21 protein-coding genes and 2 riboswitches are annotated in these 22,792 nt (G+C 59.6%); of the genes, 5 read left to right on the forward strand and 16 right to left on the reverse strand.

From position 1 onward, the window contains the following. Nucleotides 1-97: 97 nt before the first annotated feature. From rpsO to KI614_RS08990, 14 genes are all read right to left on the reverse strand, one after another. Nucleotides 98-367: a 30S ribosomal protein S15 gene (gene rpsO / locus KI614_RS08925; protein ID WP_203466782.1), complete on the reverse strand. Its 270-nt coding sequence runs from the start codon at nucleotides 365-367 to the stop codon at nucleotides 98-100. 92 nt (nucleotides 368-459) lie between these two features. Further along, nucleotides 460-1,368, reverse strand: coding sequence for a tRNA pseudouridine(55) synthase TruB (gene truB, locus KI614_RS08930; RefSeq protein ID WP_226404777.1), 909 nt, complete (start codon nucleotides 1,366-1,368; stop codon nucleotides 460-462). A 6-nt stretch (nucleotides 1,369-1,374) separates the two neighbouring features. Continuing rightward, nucleotides 1,375-1,743: a 30S ribosome-binding factor RbfA gene (gene rbfA, locus KI614_RS08935; protein WP_203466784.1), complete on the reverse strand. Its 369-nt coding sequence runs from the start codon at nucleotides 1,741-1,743 to the stop codon at nucleotides 1,375-1,377. Further along, nucleotides 1,740-4,499, reverse strand: coding sequence for a translation initiation factor IF-2 (infB, locus tag KI614_RS08940; protein WP_226404779.1), 2,760 nt, complete (start codon nucleotides 4,497-4,499; stop codon nucleotides 1,740-1,742). The genes rbfA and infB overlap by 4 nt, the downstream gene beginning before the upstream one ends. Nucleotides 4,500-4,515: 16 nt before the next feature. Beyond that, nucleotides 4,516-5,988, reverse strand: coding sequence for a transcription termination factor NusA (nusA, locus tag KI614_RS08945; protein WP_203466786.1), 1,473 nt, complete (start codon nucleotides 5,986-5,988; stop codon nucleotides 4,516-4,518). 21 nt (nucleotides 5,989-6,009) lie between these two features. After that, nucleotides 6,010-6,450, reverse strand: coding sequence for a ribosome maturation factor RimP (gene rimP, locus KI614_RS08950; protein ID WP_226404781.1), 441 nt, complete (start codon nucleotides 6,448-6,450; stop codon nucleotides 6,010-6,012). Between the two features lie 129 nt (nucleotides 6,451-6,579). Next, nucleotides 6,580-7,617 (reverse strand): 23S rRNA pseudouridine(2605) synthase RluB, encoded by a 1,038-nt coding sequence (gene rluB / locus KI614_RS08955; RefSeq protein WP_226404783.1) that lies wholly within the window; start codon nucleotides 7,615-7,617, stop codon nucleotides 6,580-6,582. Continuing rightward, nucleotides 7,607-8,089: an SMC-Scp complex subunit ScpB gene (gene scpB, locus KI614_RS08960; RefSeq protein ID WP_264178123.1), complete on the reverse strand. Its 483-nt coding sequence runs from the start codon at nucleotides 8,087-8,089 to the stop codon at nucleotides 7,607-7,609. Before scpB ends, rluB begins: the two co-directional genes overlap by 11 nt. A gap of 28 nt (nucleotides 8,090-8,117) precedes the next feature. After that, nucleotides 8,118-8,957 (reverse strand): segregation and condensation protein A, encoded by an 840-nt coding sequence (locus tag KI614_RS08965; protein ID WP_226409287.1) that lies wholly within the window; start codon nucleotides 8,955-8,957, stop codon nucleotides 8,118-8,120. 2 nt (nucleotides 8,958-8,959) lie between these two features. After that, a complete protein-coding gene (locus KI614_RS08970) occupies nucleotides 8,960-9,253 on the reverse strand; it encodes a lipid-A-disaccharide synthase N-terminal domain-containing protein (protein ID WP_203466790.1) in 294 nt (97 codons plus the stop codon). Then, nucleotides 9,253-10,455: a tryptophan--tRNA ligase gene (locus KI614_RS08975; protein ID WP_203466791.1), complete on the reverse strand. Its 1,203-nt coding sequence runs from the start codon at nucleotides 10,453-10,455 to the stop codon at nucleotides 9,253-9,255. The genes KI614_RS08970 and KI614_RS08975 overlap by 1 nt, the downstream gene beginning before the upstream one ends. 9 nt (nucleotides 10,456-10,464) lie before the next feature. Beyond that, nucleotides 10,465-11,112 carry a site-2 protease family protein gene (locus KI614_RS08980; protein WP_203466792.1) on the reverse strand — a complete coding sequence of 216 codons (648 nt, stop codon included), beginning with the start codon at nucleotides 11,110-11,112 and terminating at the stop codon, nucleotides 10,465-10,467. A gap of 10 nt (nucleotides 11,113-11,122) precedes the next feature. Next, on the reverse strand, nucleotides 11,123-11,749 hold the full coding sequence (locus KI614_RS08985) for an L-threonylcarbamoyladenylate synthase (protein ID WP_203466793.1): 627 nt from the start codon (nucleotides 11,747-11,749) through the stop codon (nucleotides 11,123-11,125). Nucleotides 11,750-11,752: 3 nt separating this feature from the next. After that, complete coding sequence (locus KI614_RS08990) at nucleotides 11,753-12,607, reverse strand: 3',5'-nucleoside bisphosphate phosphatase (protein WP_226404799.1); 855 nt, start codon at nucleotides 12,605-12,607, stop codon at nucleotides 11,753-11,755. An 87-nt stretch (nucleotides 12,608-12,694) separates the two neighbouring features. Continuing rightward, nucleotides 12,695-12,784: riboswitch (glycine riboswitch) on the forward strand. Between the two features lie 16 nt (nucleotides 12,785-12,800). Then, a riboswitch (glycine riboswitch) is annotated at nucleotides 12,801-12,880 on the forward strand. Nucleotides 12,881-12,956: 76 nt separating this feature from the next. Here KI614_RS08990 and gcvT point away from each other — a divergent pair. The 5 genes from gcvT (at nucleotide 12,957) to KI614_RS09015 (ending at nucleotide 19,896) form a co-directional block, all read left to right on the forward strand. Next, complete coding sequence (gene gcvT / locus KI614_RS08995; protein WP_226404801.1) at nucleotides 12,957-14,048, forward strand: glycine cleavage system aminomethyltransferase GcvT; 1,092 nt, start codon at nucleotides 12,957-12,959, stop codon at nucleotides 14,046-14,048. Nucleotides 14,049-14,072: 24 nt separating this feature from the next. Next, nucleotides 14,073-14,459 carry a glycine cleavage system protein GcvH gene (gene gcvH, locus KI614_RS09000; RefSeq protein ID WP_226404803.1) on the forward strand — a complete coding sequence of 129 codons (387 nt, stop codon included), beginning with the start codon at nucleotides 14,073-14,075 and terminating at the stop codon, nucleotides 14,457-14,459. Nucleotides 14,460-14,472: 13 nt separating this feature from the next. Continuing rightward, entirely contained in the window at nucleotides 14,473-17,364 is a 2,892-nt protein-coding gene (gcvP, locus tag KI614_RS09005; RefSeq protein WP_226404805.1) for an aminomethyl-transferring glycine dehydrogenase, read from the forward strand. Beyond that, nucleotides 17,364-17,918 (forward strand): DUF2946 family protein, encoded by a 555-nt coding sequence (locus tag KI614_RS09010; RefSeq protein WP_226404807.1) that lies wholly within the window; start codon nucleotides 17,364-17,366, stop codon nucleotides 17,916-17,918. The genes gcvP and KI614_RS09010 overlap by 1 nt, the downstream gene beginning before the upstream one ends. Before the next feature lie 70 nt (nucleotides 17,919-17,988). Next, nucleotides 17,989-19,896 carry a B12-binding domain-containing radical SAM protein gene (locus tag KI614_RS09015; RefSeq protein ID WP_226404809.1) on the forward strand — a complete coding sequence of 636 codons (1,908 nt, stop codon included), beginning with the start codon at nucleotides 17,989-17,991 and terminating at the stop codon, nucleotides 19,894-19,896. Here KI614_RS09015 and ccoG read toward each other — a convergent pair. Further along, the gene (gene ccoG / locus KI614_RS09020; protein WP_226404812.1) at nucleotides 19,893-21,284 is read right to left on the reverse strand and encodes a cytochrome c oxidase accessory protein CcoG; all 1,392 of its coding nucleotides are present in this window, start codon (nucleotides 21,282-21,284) and stop codon (nucleotides 19,893-19,895) included. The two genes, KI614_RS09015 and ccoG, sit on opposite strands and share 4 nt — an antisense overlap. 118 nt (nucleotides 21,285-21,402) lie before the next feature. After that, nucleotides 21,403-22,719, reverse strand: a complete 1,317-nt coding sequence (locus KI614_RS09025) for a leucine-rich repeat-containing protein kinase family protein (protein ID WP_226404814.1) — start codon at nucleotides 22,717-22,719, stop codon at nucleotides 21,403-21,405. Between the last annotated feature and the right edge of the window lie 73 nt (nucleotides 22,720-22,792).

Genomic DNA, 22,792 nt, shown 5'->3' on the forward strand with positions numbered 1-22,792 from the left:
TATCAACAACTTACAACAAAACGACAAACAGCACTGCAAAAAGCAAAAAAAGCGGCCGGGAAAAATCCGGGCCGCTCTTTCGTGGCTTCGTTCTGGCTTACTTGCGCAGACCGAGGCGGGTAATCAGGGTACGGTAGGAATCAACATCCTTGCCCTTGAGGTAGTCCAGCAGCTTGCGACGCTGGCTAACCAGGCGCAGCAGACCACGACGGGAGTGGTGATCCTTGGAGTGTTCCTTGAAGTGCGGCGTCAGGTCGTTGATGCGTGCGGTCAGCAGAGCGATCTGAACTTCGGAAGAACCGGTGTCGCCCGGAGCGCGCTGGAATTCTGCAACGATTGCAGCCTTGACTTCAGTAGTGAATGCCATTTCAAACTCTCTTTCATGGTTACGACGCCGCCCCGGTTTGATAGAGCCAGCGCCAGTTAAAAAACTCCCTGTTGGCAACAGGAAGCCTTGAATTATAACTCTTTTACGGCGAGTTGTACCAAACGTTTTGGCCAAAGCCGGCCATCAGGCCCCGGCTCGCCCACACCAATCAGGTATCCCGCCGCATAAACACGGATCTTGCCGCTCATGCCGACTGGCAAATCGACCGGATTACCGTGCCGGAAGCGTTGCTCGGCTTCGCCTTCGACCGAAATGACCGGCAGGCTGCTGACCAGCGCATCGACCGGCTGCAGGCGCCCTGCCCGTCCGGCCTCATCGAGTGCTTCAAGCTCGGCAAGGGTTACTGAATTCTGCAGATCGAGGTCACCCACCCGGGTCCGTCGCAAGCCTTTCAGGTGCGCGCCACAACCAAGCAAGGCACCGATATCGGTGGCCAGTACGCGGATGTAGGTCCCCTTGCTGCAACTGACGCGCAAGCTCAGGGTGTCACCCTCCAGCCCCAGCATGTCGATGCTGTGAATCGTCACTGCACGCGGCTCACGCTCAACCTCGATACCCTTGCGCGCCAACTCGTAAAGCGGCCGGCCATTGCGCTTGAGGGCCGAATGCATCGGCGGAATCTGCTGGATATCGCCAATGAAACGAGGCAAGACGGCCAAAACATCGGTTTCGGAGACGTTGACCGCAGCAGTGGTCAAAACCACCCCGTCGGCATCGCCGGAGTCAGTCGTGACACCCAGTTGCAGGAGGGCTTCGTAAGTTTTATCGGCATCGAGCAGGTCGGCCGAAAATTTGGTCGCTTCGCCAAAACACAGCGGCAACAGACCGGTCGCCAGCGGATCGAGCGTCCCGGTATGCCCCCCCTTGGCGGCCGAAAACAAACGACGCGCCTTTTGCAGCGCGTCGTTGGAGGTCAGGCCGATCGGTTTGTCGAGCAACAGCACACCGTCGACCTGTTTCCAGGTCTTCTTGACTTGCATGAAAACTCAGTCGTCCGGCGTTTGATCGCTCAGGGCCGAGGCACGGTCGATCAGTTCCGACATGCTGGCCCCGCGTTCGAGCGAATTATCGTAAATGAAGTGCAACTCCGGCAGCGTGTGGATATGAATCCGACGCCCCAGTTCACGCCGCAGGAAACCCGACGCCCGCTTCAGGCCACGCTCGATTTCTTCAAGATGCTCGGCATTGAGCGTCGTGAAAAAAATCTTGGCATGGGCGTAATCCGGCGTCAGCTGGACCTCGGTCAGGCTGATCATGCCGACGCGCGGATCTTTCAGCTCGGTACGAATCAGATCGGCGAGGTCGCGGCGGACTTGTTCCGCGACCCGGTCGCTACGTTGAAACCCGCGCTTCATTTGAGCGTACGCGCCACTTCCTGGATTTCGTACACTTCGAGCTGATCGCCCTCTTGAATATCGTTGTTATTCTTGAGCGACAAACCACACTCGAAGTTGCTGCGAACTTCCTTGACGTCATCCTTGAAGCGCTTGAGCGAGTCAAGCTCACCGTCCCACTGAACCACGTTGTTGCGCAACAGGCGAACACGGGAACCGCGCTTGACGAAACCTTCCAGGACGTAACAGCCGGCAATGGCACCCACCTTGGAAACCATGAATACCTGGCGAATTTCGACCATACCGGTAACCTGCTCGCGCTTCTCGGGCGACAACATGCCGGAAAGAGCCGATTTCACTTCGTCGACCGCGTCATAGATCACGTTGTAGTAACGGATATCGACACCGAAGGTTTCGGCCAGCTTGCGCGAATTGGCATCGGCACGGGTATTGAAGCCGATGATGACCGCGCCGGAAGCCTGCGCCAGATTGACGTCGGATTCGCTGATCGCACCGACGGCACCGTGAATAATCTGCACACGGACTTCTTCGTTCGACAGCTTGGCCAGGGTTTGCACCAACGCTTCCTGGGAACCTTGCACGTCGGCCTTGACGATGAGGGGCAGCGTCTTGATTTCGCCTTCCTTCATCTGCTCGAACATGTTCTCGAGCTTGGCAGCCTGGGCCTTGGCCAGCTTGACGTCGCGGAACTTGCCTTGACGGAACAGCGCGATTTCACGAGCTTTCTTTTCATCGACCAGGACAATCGCCTCTTCGCCAGCCGCCGGAACGTCCGACAAACCAAGGATTTCAACCGGGATGGACGGACCAGCCTCGTTGATCGGCTTACCGTTTTCGTCCAGCATGGCACGAACGCGACCGAAGACCTGACCGGCCAACACGACATCGCCGCGCTTCAAGGTACCGGACTGAACCAGCATGGTGGCCACAGCACCGCGACCTTTGTCGAGACGGGCTTCAATGATCAGACCCTTGGCCGGCGCATCCTTCTGGGCGGTCAGTTCAAGCACTTCTGCCTGAAGCAGAACCTGCTCAAGCAACTCGTCGATGCCCATGCCCTTCTTGGCGGAAACCGGCACGAACGGCGAATCGCCGCCGTACTCTTCAGGAATGACGCCTTCGGCAACCAGTTCCTGCTTGACGCGATCCGGATTGGCATCCGGCTTGTCCATCTTGTTGATCGCCACGACCAGCGGCACACCGGCAGCCTTGGCGTGGTGGATGGCTTCCTTCGTCTGCGGCATGACGCCGTCGTCGGCAGCAACCACCAGGATGACGATGTCGGTCGCCTTGGCACCGCGAGCACGCATCGCCGTAAAGGCTTCGTGACCCGGGGTATCGAGGAAGGTCACCATGCCACGCTCGGTTTCAACGTGGTAGGCACCAATGTGCTGGGTAATGCCACCGGCTTCGCCAGCCGCAACCTTGGCGCGACGAATGTAGTCGAGCAGCGAGGTCTTGCCGTGGTCGACGTGACCCATGACAGTAACAACCGGCGCACGCGGCAATACGGGCACATCCTTGTGCTCGACGCCTTGGGTGTCTTCGAGGAAGGCATCCGGATCATCCAGCTTGGCAGCCAGTGCAACGTGCCCCATTTCCTCGACCACGATCATGGCCGTTTCCTGGTCCAGCACCTGGTTGATGGTAACCATCGAACCCATTTTCATCATGGCGCGAATGATTTCGGTCGCCTTGATGGCCATCTTGTGAGCCAGATCAGAAACAGAAATGGTTTCCGGAATGTGCACTTCACGCACGACCGGCTCGGTCGGCGCCTGGAAGCTACCCTGACCGTCATCGGCCTTGCTGCCATGCTTCTTGTGGCCATGACGACCATCTTTCCAGGAGCTTCCGGTATCGGACGAACGCGTCTTGATGCCCGGCTTCTTCTTGCCATCATCGGCACGACCGCCAGCCTTCTTGGCATCCTTGCCCGGAGCATCCGGCTTCTTGTGCAAGGTACCTTTTTCGGCAGCGGGCGCTTGCGCCTTGGCCAGGGCAGCAGCTTGCTGCTTGGCAAGCTCGGCTGCCTTGGCAGCGGCAGCCGCCGCTTCGGCCTGCTGACGGGCGCGCACCAGATCAGCTTCGCGCTCCTGCTTCTGCTTCAGTTCGCGCTCTTGAATTTCACGCAATTGACGGTAGCGACGATCCTGCTCTTCACGTGCTTTCAGTTCGGCTTCACCGATAACCTGGGCGCGGGTCGGTGGGACAACCACCGCAGGCGCCTCAACAACAGCCTCAACCGGCGCCACTTCAACAACCGGCTCAGGAATCGGCTCAGGCTCGATAACCGGCTCAGGCACAGGTTCCGGCTCGGGTTCCGGCATCGGCTCAGGCTCGACAACCGGCTCAGGAATCGGTTCAGCTTCAACAACCGGCACCTCGACGATAGCGTCGACCGGCAATTCATGGGACTCGTCTGCCAGTTCACCCATGGTATCGCCTGCATGCTCACCCAGCTCACGCTTGACTAGAACACGCTTTTTGCGAACTTCAACCTGGACAGTACGGGCCCGACCATGCGAATCGGTTGCCTTGATTTCGGACGTCTGCTTGCGCATCAGGGTGATCTTGGTCTTGGACTCGTCACCGTGCGCACGGCGCAGGTAGTCGAGTAGACGATTTTTGTCCTGATCCGTCAGCGAATCATCGGCGCCTTGCTTGCCAACCCCGGCCTTGCCCAATTGCTCGAGCAGGGCCGCGACCGGCATTTTCAGTTCAACGGCAAATTGAGAAACAGTTGTTGCGGACATACTTGCTACCTCCCGCTCACTCAAACCAGTGAGCACGTGCCTTCAGAATAATTTCCTTGGCACGCTCTTCGTCGATGCCGGTCATTTCCGTGAGTTCATCTACCGCCAGTTCCGCGAGATCATCACGGGTCTTGACGCCATTGCCAGCCAATTTGGCGGCCAGTTCCTTGCTCATGCCTTCAAGACCAATCAGGTCGTCGGCCACATTCTCGAGTTGTTCCTCGGTGACGATGGCTTCGGTCAGCAGGGTATTGCGGGCACGATTGCGCAGTTCGTTGACGATATCTTCGTCCAGACCGTCGATTTCGAGCATTTCGGCGAGCGGCACGTAAGCCACTTCCTCAAGGGTCGAGAAACCTTCGTCGATCAGCAGGTCAGCCAGCTCTTCGTCGATATCCAGCTTTTCCATGAACATGATGCGGGTCACAGCGTGCTCGGCTTCAGACTTCTTACCAGCTTCATCCTGAGTCATCAGGTTGATCGTCCAGCCCGTCAACTCGGAAGCCAGACGAACGTTCTGACCGCTGCGACCGATGGCGATGGCGAGGTTATCTTCGTCCACCACCACATCCATGACGTGCTTTTCTTCATCGACAACGATGGAAGAGACTTCAGCCGGCGACAGTGCGCCGATGACGAACTGGGCCGGATCAGCCGACCACAGGACGATGTCGATGTTTTCGCCGCCGATTTCGTTACGCACGGCGGTGACGCGCGAACCGCGCAGACCAACGCAGGTACCGATCGGATCGACACGTGGATCGTTCGACTTGACAGCAATCTTGGCGCGCAGACCAGGATCACGGGCGCAAGCCTTGAGCTCCATCAGGCCGTCGGAGATTTCCGGCACTTCCATGTCGAACAGACGGATGATGAATTCAGGCGCAGTACGCGACAGAATGATTTGCGGACCACGAGCATTGCGGTCGATGCGCAGCAGATAGGCACGAACACGATCGCCGACCCGCAGATTTTCCTTCGGAATCATCTGGTCGCGCGGCAGCAGGGCTTCGATCTTGCCGGCTTCGACAATCGCGTTACCACGTTCCATGCGCTTGATGGTGCCGGAAACGACGTGCTCCTTGCGATCCAGGAAATCGGTCAGGATCTGTTCGCGCTCGGCGTCACGAATCTTTTGCAGGATGACCTGTTTGGCTGCCTGGGCGCCGATACGGCCGAAATCGATCGGCTCAAGCGCTTCTTCGAGAGAATCACCGGCTTCAATTTCCGGATCTTCTTTTTGGGCTTCGGACAGCGGCGTTTCGAGATATTCGTTGACGTATTCGTTATCCGGCACAACCTGCCAGCGACGGAAGGACTCGAAGTTACCCGTATTACGGTCGATAGCAACGCGCACATCGGCTTCATCATGGATACGCTTTTTGGTCGCAGAAGCGAGCGCCAGTTCAAGGGCACCAAAGACGATATCCTTGTTGACGTTCTTTTCGCGGGCCAGTGCATCAACCAGCAGCAACAGTTCACGGCTCATGGGCTAAAACCTCCTAGTCCTTCAGTCGAATCGGGGCACGATGCGTGCCTTTTCGATATTATTGAATTCGAGTTCCACATCATCTTTTTCGAGGCGCAGACCAACCTTGCCATCCTTGCAACCAAGCAGTTCGCCCTGGAAATTGCGGCGACCGGCATGCGGAATGCGCAGCTTGATCTGGATATCCTGACCGGCAAAACGCTCAAAGTCAGCCGCCTTCTTGACAACCCGATCCAGGCCCGGCGAAGAAATCTCCAGGCGGTCGTAATCGTAGTTTTCAACTTCGAAAACACGCGACAACTGGTTGGAAACCTTGGCGCAATCCTCGACGTCAATCCCCGTCGCCTTGCCCGGCGCATCGATAAAGACACGAATAGTCCGGCCGCGTGGCGACATCTCGACATCGACGAGTTCATAACCCAGACCGACAACGGTCGTTTCAAGCAGCGTATTTAAATCCATAGCCACAAATAAAAAATGGGCGAAACGCCCACCTCATTGAAAAAAAGATGCCCCACCAAAAATGGCGGGAGGAACAAACCCGTGAATTATAACGAGTTTATCCCTTCCCGTAAATGAATCCCCCCGACTTTATGCGCTCTCCGGGTCCTGAGGTGGCGGCGCAATAGCCTTATCCAGTTCGCGAACAAAAAGCTTGGCCTCGGCATCGGTCAATTCACGGACACGGCCGCGCTTGAGCTGCGGCGGCAACTGGAACGGCCCGTAGCGGACACGAATCAGGCGGCTTACCGTGCAATTGACCGCCTCGAACATACGGCGCACTTCGCGGTTGCGACCCTCATAAATAGTCACGCGATACCAATGATTCGCCCCCTCCCCGCCACCATCTTCCAGTGAGGCAAAGCTGGCCGGGCCATCTTCAAGCTCAATCCCGGCGAGCAACTGCTTCTGCGCTTCGTCGGTCAGTTCGCCAAGCACACGCACGGCGTATTCGCGAACCAGTTGGGAACTCGGATGCATCAGCTTGTTGGCCAACTCACCGGAGGTCGTAAACAGCAACAGGCCGGAGGTATTGAAGTCGAGACGACCGACTGCGATCCAGCGCCCGCCACGGATGCGCGGCAGAGCCGAGAAAACCGAAGGACGGCCATCCGGATCGTCACGCGAGACAATCTCGCCTTCCGGCTTGTGATACATCACGATGCGCGGCACCCGGGCGCTGGTGAAGCGCAGATTGACCAGACGCCCGCCAATCTTGACCTTGTCGGTCGGAATCACGGTTTGACCGAGCACAGCCGTCACGCCATTGACGCTGATCCGGCCTGCGGCAATCCACTCTTCCATTTCACGACGCGAACCGACACCGCCTTGAGCCAGCACTTTCTGCAGGCGTTCCGGCTTGGCCTCGGCGATCAGCTTGCCGCTGCGTGCGACATTGCCGCGATTAGCCCGACCGATGGCCGGCGGCCCGGAACGGCGACGCGGCGCCGCAGCCGGCGCTGCAGTCGGCACACCCTCGCCGGCTTCACCCGCCTCGACCGGCGCCGGACGCGGCCCACGGCCACGCGGCGCATCGCTCTTGCGGTCGACACCGCGTTCGCTGCGTTTTTCAAAACCGCCCTCACCCTTCTGGGGCGACGGACGAAGCGGAGTACGTTTAGATTTCATGGTTCAGCTCCAGTGTCTGGCTGATTTGTTCGAGCGGCGGCAGTTCGCTGACGCTACGCAAGCCCAGATCATCGAGAAATTGTTTGGTCGTGGCAAACAGTGCCGGCCGACCGGGGGTTTCGCGATGGCCGACGACGTCGATCCAGCCTCGCTCTTCCAGGGTTTTAATGACGTTGCTGCTTACCGCAACGCCGCGAATGTTTTCAATATCGCCACGCGTCACAGGCTGACGATAGGCAATGATCGACAGGGTTTCAAGCACCGCCCGTGAGTAGCGTGGCGGCCTCTCCGGGTTGAGGCGATCAAGATACGGCAAATACTCGGCCCGCGTTCGAAAACGCCAACCGGACGCCAACTGGATGAGCTCAACCGGCCGATCTTCCCACTCAGCCCGCAACTGATCGAGCAATTTGCGGATCATCTCGGTCGACAAGGAATCGTCAAACATTTTGCGCAACTCGAGCGGCGTCATCGGCTCGCGGGCGGCGAGCAAGGCCGCTTCAAGCACTTTCTTGACCAGGCTCGGTTCCACCTTGCTGCACTCTCACGTAAATGGGTTGAAAGGATTCGGTCTGTGTAATCTCGACCAGCTTTTCGCGCGCCAATTCAAGCATGGCGAGAAAGTGAACGACCAGACTCGGGGCGCCCATTTCAGGATCAAACAGCGTTTCAAACTGGACAAAACCACCGCGTTCCTGCAAAACGCGAAGAATAATGCCCATATGTTCGCGTACCGACAACTCTTCGCGACTGATTTTGTGGTTTTTCGTCAATTTTGCCTGACGAACCACCGACATCCACGCCTCTTTCAGATCATCGACCGAGACTTCCGGCAAACGCACATAAAGCGATTTTTCAACCAGCGTTTCGACCCAGAAAAACTCGCGATCCGCCTGCGGCAGTTCGTTGAGCTTCTGGCCGGCGATTTTCATCTGCTCGTATTCCATCAGGCGGCGAACCAACTCCGCCCGTGGATCTTCGGCCTCATCGCCATCGCCCAGCTTCGGGCGCGGCAACAACATGCGCGACTTGATCTCGATCAGCATCGCCGCCATCACCAGATACTCGGCTGCCAGTTCGAGATTGCTCACCTGCATGCTATCAATGTAGCTGAGGTACTGCCGGGTCAGCGGCGCCATCGGGATATCGAGAATGTCGACATTGGCCTTGCGGATCAGGTAAAGCAGCAAGTCGAGCGGGCCTTCGAAAGCATCGAGCATGATCTCGAGCGCATCCGGCGGGATGTAGAGATCCTGCGGCAGGTGCTGCATCGCCTCGCCATAAATGCGGGCAACCGGAACAAAAAGATCCGAAACAGGCACGTCGACCGCAGTATTCATGCTCACGAGGCGGCCGAGCGGCCCTTGCCCTTGTAATGCAAATGAAGGTTGCGCACGTAGATGATCAGGCTCAGCGCCTGACCAAAAATAAACACCGGATCCTTGCGGTGAATGGCGTAGATGGTCAGCACGATGCCGCCGGCCAGGCTGAAATACCAGAACGAAACCGGTATGACGACCATCTTGGCCTTTTCACTGCTCCACCACTGGATGACGAAGCGCATCATGAACAGCGCCTGGCCACCAAAGCCGATGGCGATCCAGATCAGCGCCTCGATATCAATGTTATCGAGCATCAGTGGTACTCAAGCCCCATGGCTTCACGCACATCGCGCATCGTTTCACGCGCCAGATCGCGTGCCTTGTCGCAGCCGTCGGCAATGATGTTCTTGACCAGTGTCGGATCGTCGAGATACATCTGGGCCCGTTCGCGCATCGGCACCTGCTCGCGCAGGATGCCGTCGATCACTGGCTGCTTGCACTCGATACAGCCGATACCAGCGGTGCGACAACCCTGCTGAACCCATTCCTTGCAGGCATCGTTGGAATACACCTGATGCAGTTGCCAGACCGGGCACTTGGTCGGTTCACCCGGATCCGTGCGGCGCACGCGATTGGTATCGGTCGGCATGCTGCGCACTTTCTTGGTCACCGATTCTTCGGATTCGCGCATGGTGATCGTGTTGCCATACGACTTCGACATCTTCTGACCATCCAGGCCCGGCATCTTGGATTCTTCGGTCAGCAGGTAGCCCGGCTCGACCAGGATCATCTTGCCGGTGCCTTCAAGGAAACCGAACAGTCTTTCGCGGTCGACCGCGGAAAGGTGCTGGATTTCATTAAGCATCGCCTTGGCCTGCTCGATGGCTTCCTTGTCGCCATTCTGCTGGAAGCGGGTGCGCAGTTCTTCATACAGACGAGCCTTCTTGCCGCCCAGCTTCTTGACGGCTTCGCGTGCCTTGTCCTCGAAACCGGGTTCGCGGCCGTACATGTGGTTGAAGCGACGAGCCAGCTCGCGGGTGAATTCGACGTGCGGAATCTGGTCTTCACCGACCGGCACCTTGTCGGCCCGGTAGATCAGGATATCGGCGCTCATCAGCAGTGGATAGCCGAGGAAGCCATAGGTCGTCAGATCCTTGCCGGCCAGCTTTTCCTGCTGGTCCTTGTAGGTCGGCACGCGCTCAAGCCAGCCGAGCGGCGTCATCATCGACATCAGCAGGTGCAGTTCGGCATGTTCCGGGACGCGGGACTGGATGAACAGCGTCGCCTGGTTGGGATCAACCCCGGCGGCCAGCCAGTCGATGATCATGTCCCAACTGGCCTGCTCGATACCCTGCGGATTATCGTAATGCGTCGTCAGGGCGTGCCAGTCGGCGACGAAGAACAGGCAGGGATGCTCGTGCTGGAGCTTGACCCAGTTCTTGAGAACACCGTGGTAGTGGCCGAGGTGAAGGGCGCCGGTCGGGCGCATGCCGGAAAGAACACGTTCTGCGTACATAGTCTTTATTTAGAAACTGAAAATGGCTCGGATTATCCGCGTCGCGAGACCGAGCAGCGGATTCATGATGGCATCGAGGATACCGGTGAACAACAGGACCAGCAAAATAGGGAACCCCCAGCGCTCAAGCTGGGCAAACTTCCAGGCCAGCGAATAGGGCAGCAGGCTGACCGCAATCCGCCCGCCATCGAGCGGCGGCAGCGGCAGCAAATTGAGCACCATCAGCGCACAATTGATCAGCACGCCGACCCGGCTCATTTCAGCCAGTGGCAGGGAATACAGGTTTTCCGGCGCGCTGACGGCCAGCTTGAGCAACGCAGCCCAGCCCAGCGCCATCAACAGGTTGACCGCCGGCCCAGCCGCCGCCACCCAGAGCATGTCGCGCTTGGGATGGCGCAGGCGGCCAAAGTCGACCGGCACCGGCTTGGCATAACCAAACAGGAAGGAGCCACCGGAAAAAAGCAGGATCATCGCTGGAATCAGGATGGTACCGACCGGATCGATATGGCGCAGCGGATTCAGCGTGATCCGCCCCGCCAGATAAGCCGTCGGGTCGCCAAAATGGCGTGCCGCGTAACCATGCGCCGCCTCGTGCAGCGTGATCGCAAAAATCACCGGCAAGGCCGAGATGGCGATGGTCTGGATCAGGCTTTCCACGGTCTACCTCTTAATCCAGCCCAAAAAGCGCCAGCGGGCCGCGCCCGGCACGAATCAGCTCGGGCGCCGTGCCGGTCAGGTCGATGATCGTCGTCGGCTCGGTGCCGCAATGGCCGGCATCGAGAATCAACTCAAGCTGATCTTCGAGGCGATCCTGGATTTCCCAGCCTTCGGTCAACGGAAACTCGTCGCCCGGCAATTGCAGCGTAGTGGTCAGCAGCGGCTCGTTCAACTCTTCGAGCAACGCCAGCGCGACAGGGTGATTCGGCACGCGCAGGCCGATGGTCTTGCGTTTCGGATGCAGCACGCGGCGCGGCAATTCCTTGGTACCTTCGAGAATGAAGGTGTAGCTGCCCGGCGTCGCAGCCTTCAACAAGCGGTACTGGGCGTTGTCGACGCGGGCGAAATGGGCGATTTCAGACAAGTCGCGCACCATCAGCGTCAGGTGATGCCTATCGTCCATCTGACGAATCAGGCGAATACGGTCCATCGCCTCCTTGTCGCCGAGATGACAGCCCAGCGCGTAGCAGGAGTCGGTCGGCAAGGCGACCAGTGCGCCATTGCGAATGAATTCGGCCGCCTGCACGAGCAAGCGCTGCTGCGGTGAATCCGGATGAATATTGACAACACGAGCCATAAATTAACGAACCAGACGCCAGATGGGTTTGAGATCTTCCGGTAGCTGCGGCAGCTTGCCGAGATCGACATAGCTTTCAGTCGGCCCGTGGAAATCCGAGCCGCGCGAGGCGTGGAAGGCGTAGTGCCGGACCAGCCGGGCAAAATGCATGATGTGATCGGGCGAATGACTGCCGCAGGTCACTTCGACCCCCTGCCCGCCCAGATCCTTGAAATCGTCGAGAAAACGGCGCATGTCGCCGCCAGACATCTTGTAACGACCGGGATGAGCCACCACGGCAACGCCGCCGGCGCCATTGATCCAGCCAATCGCTTCTTCGAGCGAGGCCCAGCGATGATCGACATAGCCCGGCTTGCCCGGCGTCAAATAATGCTGGAACACGCCCGGCACATCGCGGGCAATGCCGATTTCGACCATGTAGCGCGCAAAGTGAGCGCGCGAAATCAGGTCGGGATTACCGGCATAGCGCATCGCACCTTCCAGCACGCCGGGAATGGCAATCGCTGCCAGCGCATCGGACATCCGCTGCGCCCGCTCGACGCGACCAAGGCGCAAGGCTTCCAGCCCACCGCTCAACCCCGGATGCTGCGCATCGAAACCCAGGCCGACGACATGGATCGGCGTGTTACGCCATTCGATCGAGATTTCGACACCATTGACGAACCCCATGCCGACCTCGGCTGCAGTCGCTGCCGCCTCGGCCAAACCACCCAAGGTATCGTGGTCGGTCAAAGCCCAGAGATCGACGCCATTGGCCGCAGCCCGTCTTGCCACCTCATGCGGCGGCAAAAAACCATCGGAAACGGCAGAATGGCTATGAAAATCGAAATTGGTCGGAATCACGGGCTTGGTTTGCATTTGTAAACGCTGAGTTTAACACGAAGGCGCCAAGAGCCTTGTGCAGTGCAGCAGGTTGCCTCGACCCATGCATCCCGCTATAGTGCCTCCCGTTCCGTGGGAGAGCGCAGATACAGTCTGCCGCCGAAGGCGCAATTTCACCCGAAAACGCTCAGGCAAAAGGACCGCGGGACAAGCACGATGCTCGCATCGTGCAAAAAACTCTGGAGAGCGGCGTCAACAGCGCCCACCGATGGGGCAAATCTCTCAGGTATCGAGGACAGAGGGGTGAAACGCAAGATTCGTTCTTTCGTTTCACCCCTTTTCCGTTTCTAGATTCGACATTAATAAATGTTCGTAAAGGATTGATATGCTGAAGAAAACGGTTTTAAACGCAGCGCACCGCGCAATGAATGCACGGATGGTTGATTTCGGCGGCTGGGACATGCCGGTCAACTACGGTTCGCAGATCGAAGAGCACAATGCCGTGCGTTCCAACTGTGGCATGTTCGATGTTTCGCACATGTGCCCGGTCGATGTCGTCGGCGCCGATTGCCGCCAATTCCTCTCCCGCCTGGTCGCCAATGACGTGGCCAAGCTGCAGGTTTCCGGCAAGGCACTGTACGCCGCCATGCTCAACGACGCCGGCGGCGTGATTGACGACCTGATCATCTACTTCATCAACGAAACGCGTTTCCGCATCGTGGTCAATGCCGGCACAGCACTGAAGGATCTGGACTGGATGCAGGCCAAGGTCACCGAATGGAAGCTGGACGTGAGCATCACCCAGCGCCGTGACGGCAACGAACCGCTCGGCATCATCGCCGTGCAAGGGCCGAATGCCCGCGCCAAGGTCTGGGAAGTACTGCCGCAGACCAAGACGGCAACCGAAGGCCTGAAGGCATTCTTTGCCGCTGAAGTCGACCAGTATTTCATCGCCAGCACCGGCTACACCGGTGAAGATGGCTACGAAATCATGCTGCCGGCCGGTGAAGCCGAAGCCCTGTGGAACAAGCTCAACGCCGCCGGTGTTGCCCCTTGCGGCCTGGGCGCGCGCGACACGCTGCGCCTCGAAGCCGGAATGAATCTGTACGGCCAGGACATGGACGAAAGCGTTTCACCGCTCGACGCCGGCCTGAGCTGGACCGTCGCCATGAAGGACGAACGCAATTTCGTTGGTAAAGCAGCGTTGACCGCAGCAGGCCAGCAAAAGCAGTTTCTCGGCCTGATCCTGCTCGACAAGGGCGTGCTGCGCGGCCACCAAACTGTCGTTACAAAACAAGGCAATGGAGAAATTACCTCAGGTAGTTTCTCACCCACCTTGCAGCAATCCATTGCCCTCGCCCGCCTGCCGCTTGGCGTCGCCATCGGCGATGAAGTTGAAGTCGATATCCGTGGCAAGTTGCTCAAGGCCAAAGTCACCAAACCCGTATTCGCCCGCAACGGCAAAGCCGTCATTTAATTACCCCCCATTCAGGAGAAAACCATGTCCAACGTCCCCGCCAACCTCAAGTACGCTGCCTCCCACGAATGGATGCTGCTCAACGCTGACGGCACCGTCACGGTCGGCATTACCGACCACGCCCAGGAAGCCCTCGGCGACCTCGTTTTCGTCGAACTGCCGGAAGTCGGCGCCCATTTCGATGCTGAAAAGGAAATCGCCGTCGTTGAATCGGTCAAGGCAGCCGCTGACGTCTACGCCCCGATCGCTGGCACCGTCACCGAAGTGAACCAGGCTGCGGCCGACGCACCGGAATCGGTCAATCAGGACGCCTACAGCGCCTGGCTGTTCAAGATGACGCCGGACAACGTTGCCGATCTCGACAAGATGCTCGACGCTGCCGCCTACCAAGGCCTGGCTGACGCCGCCTAAGCAAGGACAGCCCATGCCGCTCAATCAACCGCTCTCCGCGCTGGAACAGCACGACGAGTTCATCGGCCGCCATATTGGTCCATGCTCGACCGAAATGGCCGCCATGCTCGCCGCCATCGGCGCCGACAGCCTCGAACAGCTGATCGACCAGACCGTCCCGGCTGCCATTCGCCTGCCGGCCGACCTGCCGCTGCCCGCGCCGCGCCGCGAGCACGAAGCCCTGGCCGACCTGAAGGCGATTGCCAGCAAGAACGTGATCAACAAGTCCTGCATCGGCATGGGCTATTACGACACGCTGACGCCCAAGGTCATCCTGCGCAACGTGATGGAAAACCCGGGCTGGTACACCGCCTACACGCCCTATCAGGCCGAAATCGCCCAGGGCCGCCTCGAAGCGCTGATGAATTTCCAGCAGATGGTCGTCGACCTGACCGGCCTGGAAATCGCCAACGCCTCGCTGCTCGACGAAGCCACCGCCGCGGCCGAAGCCATGACCATGGCGCGCCGTGTTTCCAAGTCCAAGTCGAACCGCTTCCTGGTCGATGCCAACTGCTTCCCGCAGACTATCGACGTGGTCAATACGCGCGCCGGCTATTTCGGCTTCGAATTGGTTATTGCCGCGGTCGACAGCGTCAAGGACGAAGAATTCTTCGGCGCCCTGCTCCAGTATCCGAGCAGCACCGGTGACGTGCACGACCTGAGCGAGACCATCGCCAGCCTCAAAGCCAAGGGCGCTACCGTCGCTGTGGCCAGCGACCTGATGGCGCTGGTCCTGCTCAAGTCGCCCGGCGCGATGGGCGCCGACATTGCCCTCGGTTCGAGCCAGCGTTTCGGCATTCCGATGGGTTTCGGCGGCCCGCACGCCGCTTTCTTCGCTACCCGCGAAGCCTTCGTCCGCTCGATGCCGGGCCGCATCATCGGCGTTTCCAAGGATGCGCGCGGCAACACCGCCTACCGCATGACGCTGCAGACGCGCGAACAGCACATCCGCCGCGAGAAGGCCAATTCCAATATTTGCACCTCGCAAGTGCTGCTCGCCAACATGGCCGGCATGTATGCCGTCTATCACGGTCCGCAAGGCCTGCGCACCATTGCCGGTCGTATCCATCGCCTGACTGCCATTCTGGCCGAGGGCCTGAAGCGCGCCGGGATCAACCTGCTGACCAAGCAATTCTTCGACACCGTTCATTTCGACCTCGGCCCCCGTGCCGACTCGGTCTATAACGATGCGCTGGCCGCCGGTTACAACCTGCGCCGCGTTTCGGCCGGTGTGCTCGGCATTTCGTTCGACGAAACGACGACGCGCAACGATGTCGCTACCCTGTTCAAGCTGATCGCCCAGGTCACGCTCGACATGGAAGTGATCGACGCCCAGGTTGCCGCTGCCGATTCCGCGCTGCCCGACGAACTATTCCGCAGCGACGCCATCCTCAGCCACCCCGTGTTCAATACGCACCACACCGAACACGAAATGCTGCGCTACCTCAAGTCGCTGCAGAACAAGGATCTGGCGCTCGACCATTCGATGATTTCGCTCGGCTCCTGCACCATGAAGCTGAACGCGACCAGCGAAATGATTCCGGTCACCTGGCCTGAATTCGGTGGCATGCACCCGTTCGCCCCGCGCGACCAGGCTGTCGGCTATCTCGAAATGATCGCCAGCCTGACCGACTGGTTGAAGACCGTCACCGGCTTCGACGCCATCTGCATGCAGCCGAACTCCGGTGCGCAGGGCGAATACGCCGGTCTGGTGGCGATTTCCCGCTACCACGCCAGCCGTGGCGACAGCCATCGCAATGTCTGCCTGATCCCGAAATCGGCGCACGGCACCAACCCGGCAACGGCCCAGATGTGCAACATGCAGGTCGTCGTCGTCGATTGTGACGACAACGGTAACGTCGATGTCACCGACCTGAAAGCCAAGGCCGAACAGCATGCCGCCAACCTGGCCTGCCTGATGATCACTTACCCGTCCACGCATGGCGTGTTCGAGGAAGCCGTACGCGACATCTGCGCCATCGTGCACAGCCACGGCGGCCAGGTGTACATGGACGGTGCCAACCTCAACGCCCAGGTCGGCCTGACCTCGCCCGGCTTCATCGGGGCCGACGTCAGCCACATGAACCTGCACAAGACCTTCGCCATCCCGCACGGCGGCGGCGGACCGGGCATGGGCCCAATCGGCCTGAAGGCGCATCTCGCACCGTTCATGGCCGACCACGCCGTTGCCGCCACCGGCGAAGCCGATCGCGTCAATGCCGGCCAGGGTGCGGTCTCCGCTGCCCCGTTCGGTTCGGCCTCGATCCTGACCATTTCCTGGATGTACCTCGCCATGCTCGGCGGCGAAGGCGTCAAGAAGGCCACGCAAGTGGCCATCCTCAACGCCAACTACGTCGCCCGCAAGCTCGACGCGCACTATCCGGTGCTTTACGTCGGCAAGAACGGCCGCGTCGCGCACGAGTGCATTCTCGACATCCGCCCGATCAAGGCCGCCACCGGCATCGCCGAGATCGACATCGCCAAGCGTCTGATGGACTACGGTTTTCATGCGCCGACGGTGTCCTTCCCGGTCGCCGGCACGATCATGGTCGAGCCGACGGAATCCGAGTCGAAGGCTGAACTGGACCGCTTCATCGCCGCCCTGATCAGCATTCGCGAAGAAATCCGCCAGATCGAGAACGGCGTGTGGTCAGCCGATAACAATCCGCTGAAGAATGCCCCGCATTCGCAGGCTGATGTGATCGACGCTGACTGGACGCATCCGTACAGCCGTCAGCAGGCCGTCTTCCCGCTGCCCTGGGTTGCCGCCAACAAGTTCTGGCCGAGCGTCAATCGCATCGATGATGTGTTTGGCGACCGCAACCTGAATTGCGCCTGCCCGCCGATGGAAGCGTACGCCGACTGATGACGGTTAATCTCTCCGGCATTGCCAAGTGGCCGAATGTCCCCGCCTGTTACGACTGGTTGTCGCTCGACCGGCGGGGCGACTGGCGCTTGCAGGGAGAGCGTGTCACCCACAGTGGCCTGATCAACTTCATCAACCAGCAGTATGGTTGTGATGAATCAGGCTGCTGGTTTGTCCAAAACGGGCCGCAGCGGGTCTTTGTCAGTCTCGCCTGCACCCCGTGGGTTTTTCGTTTCAACGCCACGCCTGAACGTGAACTGGTCAGCCAGACCGGTCAGGCGACCGGCGCCATCAAGGCCATCTATCTGGATGCCGATGGCAACATTCTGTTCGACACCGAACTCGGTATCGGCCTGCTCGATGACCGCGACCTGGCCACTTTTATCGGCCAGTGCTGCGACATCAACGGCCAACCGGCCGAAGAAAATGCCTTCTTCGGTCTGATGCAGGGCCGCTCTACCCGGATTGACTGGCACGGACTGACGCTCGGCAAGATTGCCGCGGTCGACCTGCCCAAACGCTTCAAATTCAATCCCCAGCCCCACCCGGCCTGAGCGCCTGAAGCCACTGCCCGGTTTTTTTCCGGCCGCAATCCGGCGCCCTCCCGTTATGATTCGCCCTGCCATGTCCATCACTACGCCCCGCATCCTGTCCGTCATCCCACCGATGACCCAGCTCAACACGCCCTACCCGTCCACCGCCTACCTGACGGGTTTTCTGCGCTCGCGCGGGGTCGATGCCGTACAAGAAGACATTGCGCTGGGGCTTGTTCTCGAACTGTTTTCGCCATCCGGCATGGCCGCTATCCGCGAGCATGTCCGAGCCATCCCGGCACGCAAGCGTTCGCCGATAGTCGCCTATTTCGACGAACAATTCGACCGCTACAGCGCGACGATCACCCCGGCTGTCGCCTTCCTGCAAGGCCGTGACCCGTCGATCGGCCACCGCATCTGCGGCCGTAATTTTCTGCCTGAAGGACCGCGCTTCGCCTCACTCGACAATTACATCGATGACGATGGCGGCGACCCGCTGGCCTGGGCCTTCGGCTCGCTCGGCGTACAGGACAGAGCGCGCCACCTGGCAACGCTCTATCTCGACGATGTCGCCGACGTGCTGCGCGAAGCCGTCGATCCGCGCTTCGAGTTCGTTCGCTACGCCGAGTCGCTGGCCCGCAGCCAACCGACCTTCGAACCGCTGGCCCGCGCCCTGGCCACGCCGCCCACGCTGGTCGACCAGACGCTGGAAAAACTGACCCTGGCCGCCGTCGACCGCAGCAAACCGACCATGGTCCTGCTTTCCGTCCCCTTCCCCGGCTCGGTCTACGCCGCCTTCCGGATGGCGCAGGCGATCAAGGCGCAACACCCGGAAATCGTCACCGTGCTCGGTGGCGGCTGGGTCAATACCGAATTGCGCGAGCTCAAGGAAGCGCGCGTCTTCGACCACATCGACTACATCACGCTCGACGATGGCGAACGCCCGTTGCTCGCGCTGCTTGAGCACCTCGCCGGCCAGCGCCCGCGCCTCAACCTGGTCCGCACCTACGCCCGGGTCGACGGCAAGGTGCGCTACTTCAACAATAGCGAGCCGGATGTGCCGTTCGCCGAAGTCGGTACGCCGACCTGGGACGGCCTGCCGCTCACCCGCTACCTGTCGCTGCTCGACATGCTCAATCCGATGCACCGGCTGTGGTCGGACGGGCGCTGGAACAAGCTGACCGTGGCCCACGGCTGCTACTGGAAGAAATGTAGCTTCTGCGACGTCAGCCTCGACTACATCGGCCGCTACGACGGCGCGCCGGCTGCGTTGCTGGTCGACCGCATCGAGGAAATCATTACCGAAACCGGGCAGACCGGCTTTCATTTTGTCGACGAAGCAGCGCCGCCGAAAGCACTGAAGTCGCTGGCTGACGAACTGCAGAAGCGCAACCGGGCGATTTCCTGGTGGGGCAATATCCGTTTCGAAAAATCCTTCACACCGGAACTGTGCAACCAACTGGCCGACAGCGGCTGCATCGCCGTTTCCGGCGGACTGGAAGTCGCCTCGGATCGCCTGCTGCAATTGATGAAAAAAGGCGTCTCGGTCGATCAGGTGGCGCGCGTCACCCGCGCCTTCAGCGAATCCGGCATCCTCGTTCATGCCTACCTGATGTACGGGTTCCCGACACAAACCGTGCAGGACACCGTCGACGCGCTGGAATACGTGCGCCAGTTGTTCATGGAAGGCTGCATCCAGTCCGGCTTCTTCCACCGCTTCGCCTGCACCGTGCATTCTCCCGTCGGCCTCAACCCGGCCGAGTACGGCATCAAGCTAAAAGCCCTGCCGCCGATCACCTTCGCGACCAACGATGTCGAATTCATCGACCCGACCGGCGTCGACCACAACGCCCTCGGCAAGGCGCTGAACAAGGCGCTCTACAACTACATGCACGGCATCGGTCTGGATGAGGATGTGCGCGCCTGGTTCTCCGGCAACACGCCGAAAACGCGCGTGCCACGGCATTTCGTTTCACGCGCGCTGTCCGCCCAGCGTTAAGGCAAAACAAAGCTGCTTTTCTCCTGCGCCTGGGCGGCCGGATTGTTGAGTGCAAAGATCCTGAACTGGATCGGCTGGATACCCGACAACTGCTGCTCGCCCTGAGCCAGAAGCGTCAAGGGAACCGCCCGGATGCTGCCCGGATCGGCAGAAAAACGGGAGGCGCCGACAATTTGCAGCCCCGGCACGCCGCTGACCTCGATCTGGAACTCCTGGGTCATTTCATCAAGGTTCATCAGTTTCAGGGTGTATGAATTCTCTATCGCTCCATCCGCCGTTTCACGCAACAGCGCACCGCGATCGCGCAGCACATCGACCATCAGCAGCGAACGCTGGCTGACAGTCCAGAGCGTCATGCCGGTACACAACAGCAGCAAGCCGGCATAGGCGGCAACCCGGCGCTGAAAGCGTTTCCCTCCGGGCTTTGGCTGCCCGGCCAGCTCGCGCTCGGAAGCAAAACGGATCAGGCCGCGCGGCGTGCCAATTTTGTCCATGACCTGATCGCAGGCATCAATGCACAAGCCGCAGTTGATGCATTGGTATTGCAGGCCATCACGAATATCAATACCTGTCGGGCAGACCTGAACGCAAACACCGCAGTCGATACAATCGCCCGCCCCTGCCGCATGGCGCCGGAGATTACGGGGCTCGCCGCGCTGGCCATCGTAGGCAACATTGGCCGTTTCCGGATCGAACATCACCCCCTGGAATCGTGAATAGGGACACATGTGCTGGCAAACCGATTCCCTGGCCAGGCCAGCCTGGATGTAGGTGAATGCGGCATAAAAAACCAGCCAGAAGGTTTCCCATGGCCCGGTGCCAAAATCGGCAATCGAGGCGAGCAATTCGCGGATCGGCGTGAAATAACCGACAAAGGTAATCCCCGTCCAGGCGGCAATCAAAAACCAGACGCCGTGCTTGCCAAGCTTGATCGCTGCTTTTCGCCAGCTCATCGGGCTCTGATCGAGCTTCAGCCGTGCCAGGTGATCCCCTTCCAGCTTGGCTTCGACCCAGACGAAGATCGAGGTGTAAACCGTTTGGGGACAGGCAAAGCCACAAAACAAGCGGCCCGCCAGTGCCGTCACCAAAAAAAGAGCCGTCGCCGCAATAATCAGGACAAACGCCAGCAACAAGGCATCCTGCGGCCAGAGAACCAGTCCGAACAGGTAGAATTTTTCGTGCGCGATATCGAACAGGACCGCCTGACGCGTCACGCCCTGACTTTCCCAGCCAAGCCAGCAGGCACCATAGAAAATGATCTGGGTCAGCCAGACAACAGCCCAGCGCAAGTTATTGAATTTTCCGCCAACTGCCTTGGCGTGGATTTTCCCACTTTTGCGGTACAACTCCAGCTTGGCTTCCCGGACCTTGCTGACTGGCTTGCTCATGCATTTGCTCCTGATCGGATGATGGCCGCCAGTTAATCAGCCAAAGCCGGACAGGAACAGATTCAGACAATACGATTTTCAATATGCACAGATCGCCAGAATCACCGACGGCCAGGGATCACATGCATTGCCGCAAGCTGCGTTCGATTTCGCTGAAAGCCGGTCGGTCCATGACATTTTCCTGGACGCACCGCTGTTGCAGCTCACTCAGCAATTCATGGTGATTTGACGGGTCGACCGCGACAATGCTGCGTTCGAGCAATTCCTCCAGCAAACAACCAAATGCCCGGACCTCGATGCCTTGCAGCGCACGTGCCAAAGTGGGGTCGGTCCGGGAGAAGAAGGAGGCGGCACCGAAATCTCCGAGCAATGCCCGCCCATCGCCGGCATGCAAAATATTGTGTGCATACAGATCGCCATGCATGATTCCCTGCGCATGCAAATGTCGGGCGGCCGATGCAATGCCATGCGCCAGCCGGATGGCTGCCGCAAGCGGGAACTGCAACGCGGCGGAATAGATATCGCGCGTACAGCTTTCGAGGCTGGGCGGACCGGCCAGGGTGACGAACGCGGGATCGACCAGGGCCATGACCAGCGCTTCGACCTGCTCCGGGTGGTCGATAACCCGACCGAGCAACGGAATCAGATGGGCATGTTCTCCGGCGTGAATGCAAGCCTGCATTTCGTGATGCGGTAAACCGTCGCTGGTCATCGCGCCCTTGAAACACTTGACGGCGACAGCCAGCCGCTGATCCCCCTCAAGCCACTCGGCTTGATGAATCACCCCCGAAGCCCCCTCGCCCAACTTGATCGATGGCCGCAAACCGGACCACGGAATGGCGCGGATCAGCGGCGCATCAAGCGGTGCAAAATCGGCACAAAACGGATTTCCGGCATAAGCCAGCCAGGACAAGCGAGGCAAGGCGAGCAACCAGGCCGGCAGTCCCGGCAACTGATTGGCCGACAGACGCAGCAGCTCAAGCCGCCGACAAGCCGCCATACGCGACGGCAAGGCACGCAGTGCATTGCCGGCCAGCATCAGCTTCTGGAGAAAGACGCAATCACCGATTTCCGGCGGAAGTTCGGCAACGCGATTGTCCGTCAGGATCAACCAACGCAAGGCCGGCGGCAGCGCCTGGCCGGAAACAATGCTGATCTGGTTGGCCTTGAAGCCGATCATTTCCAGTGTTGGGCAACGACCAAGCACCTCGGGCAACTCGGCGAACTGGTTATCGGAGCAAAAAATGATGCGCAGCCTGGTGAGGCGCGGCAGATCGTCGGGCAAGGCAGACAGGGCATTACCCGATAAATCGAGTACCTCCAGCGTATCAGCCAGATTGAAAATTTCAGGCGGAAACTCGTGCAAGCCGCAAGCCAGCTTGAGATGCCGGCAACCATGCAGTGCGCCGCTACGTAATTGTTCGAGTGTGTGCAAGGATCAAGTAAATAAAAAAGCCCGCTGACGCGGTAATGCCGTTCACTTAGGTGAGCGGCATTTTTCATTTTGG

It is taken from the genome of Dechloromonas denitrificans (assembly GCF_020510665.1).
Lineage (GTDB): Bacteria > Pseudomonadota > Gammaproteobacteria > Burkholderiales > Rhodocyclaceae > Azonexus > Azonexus denitrificans_B.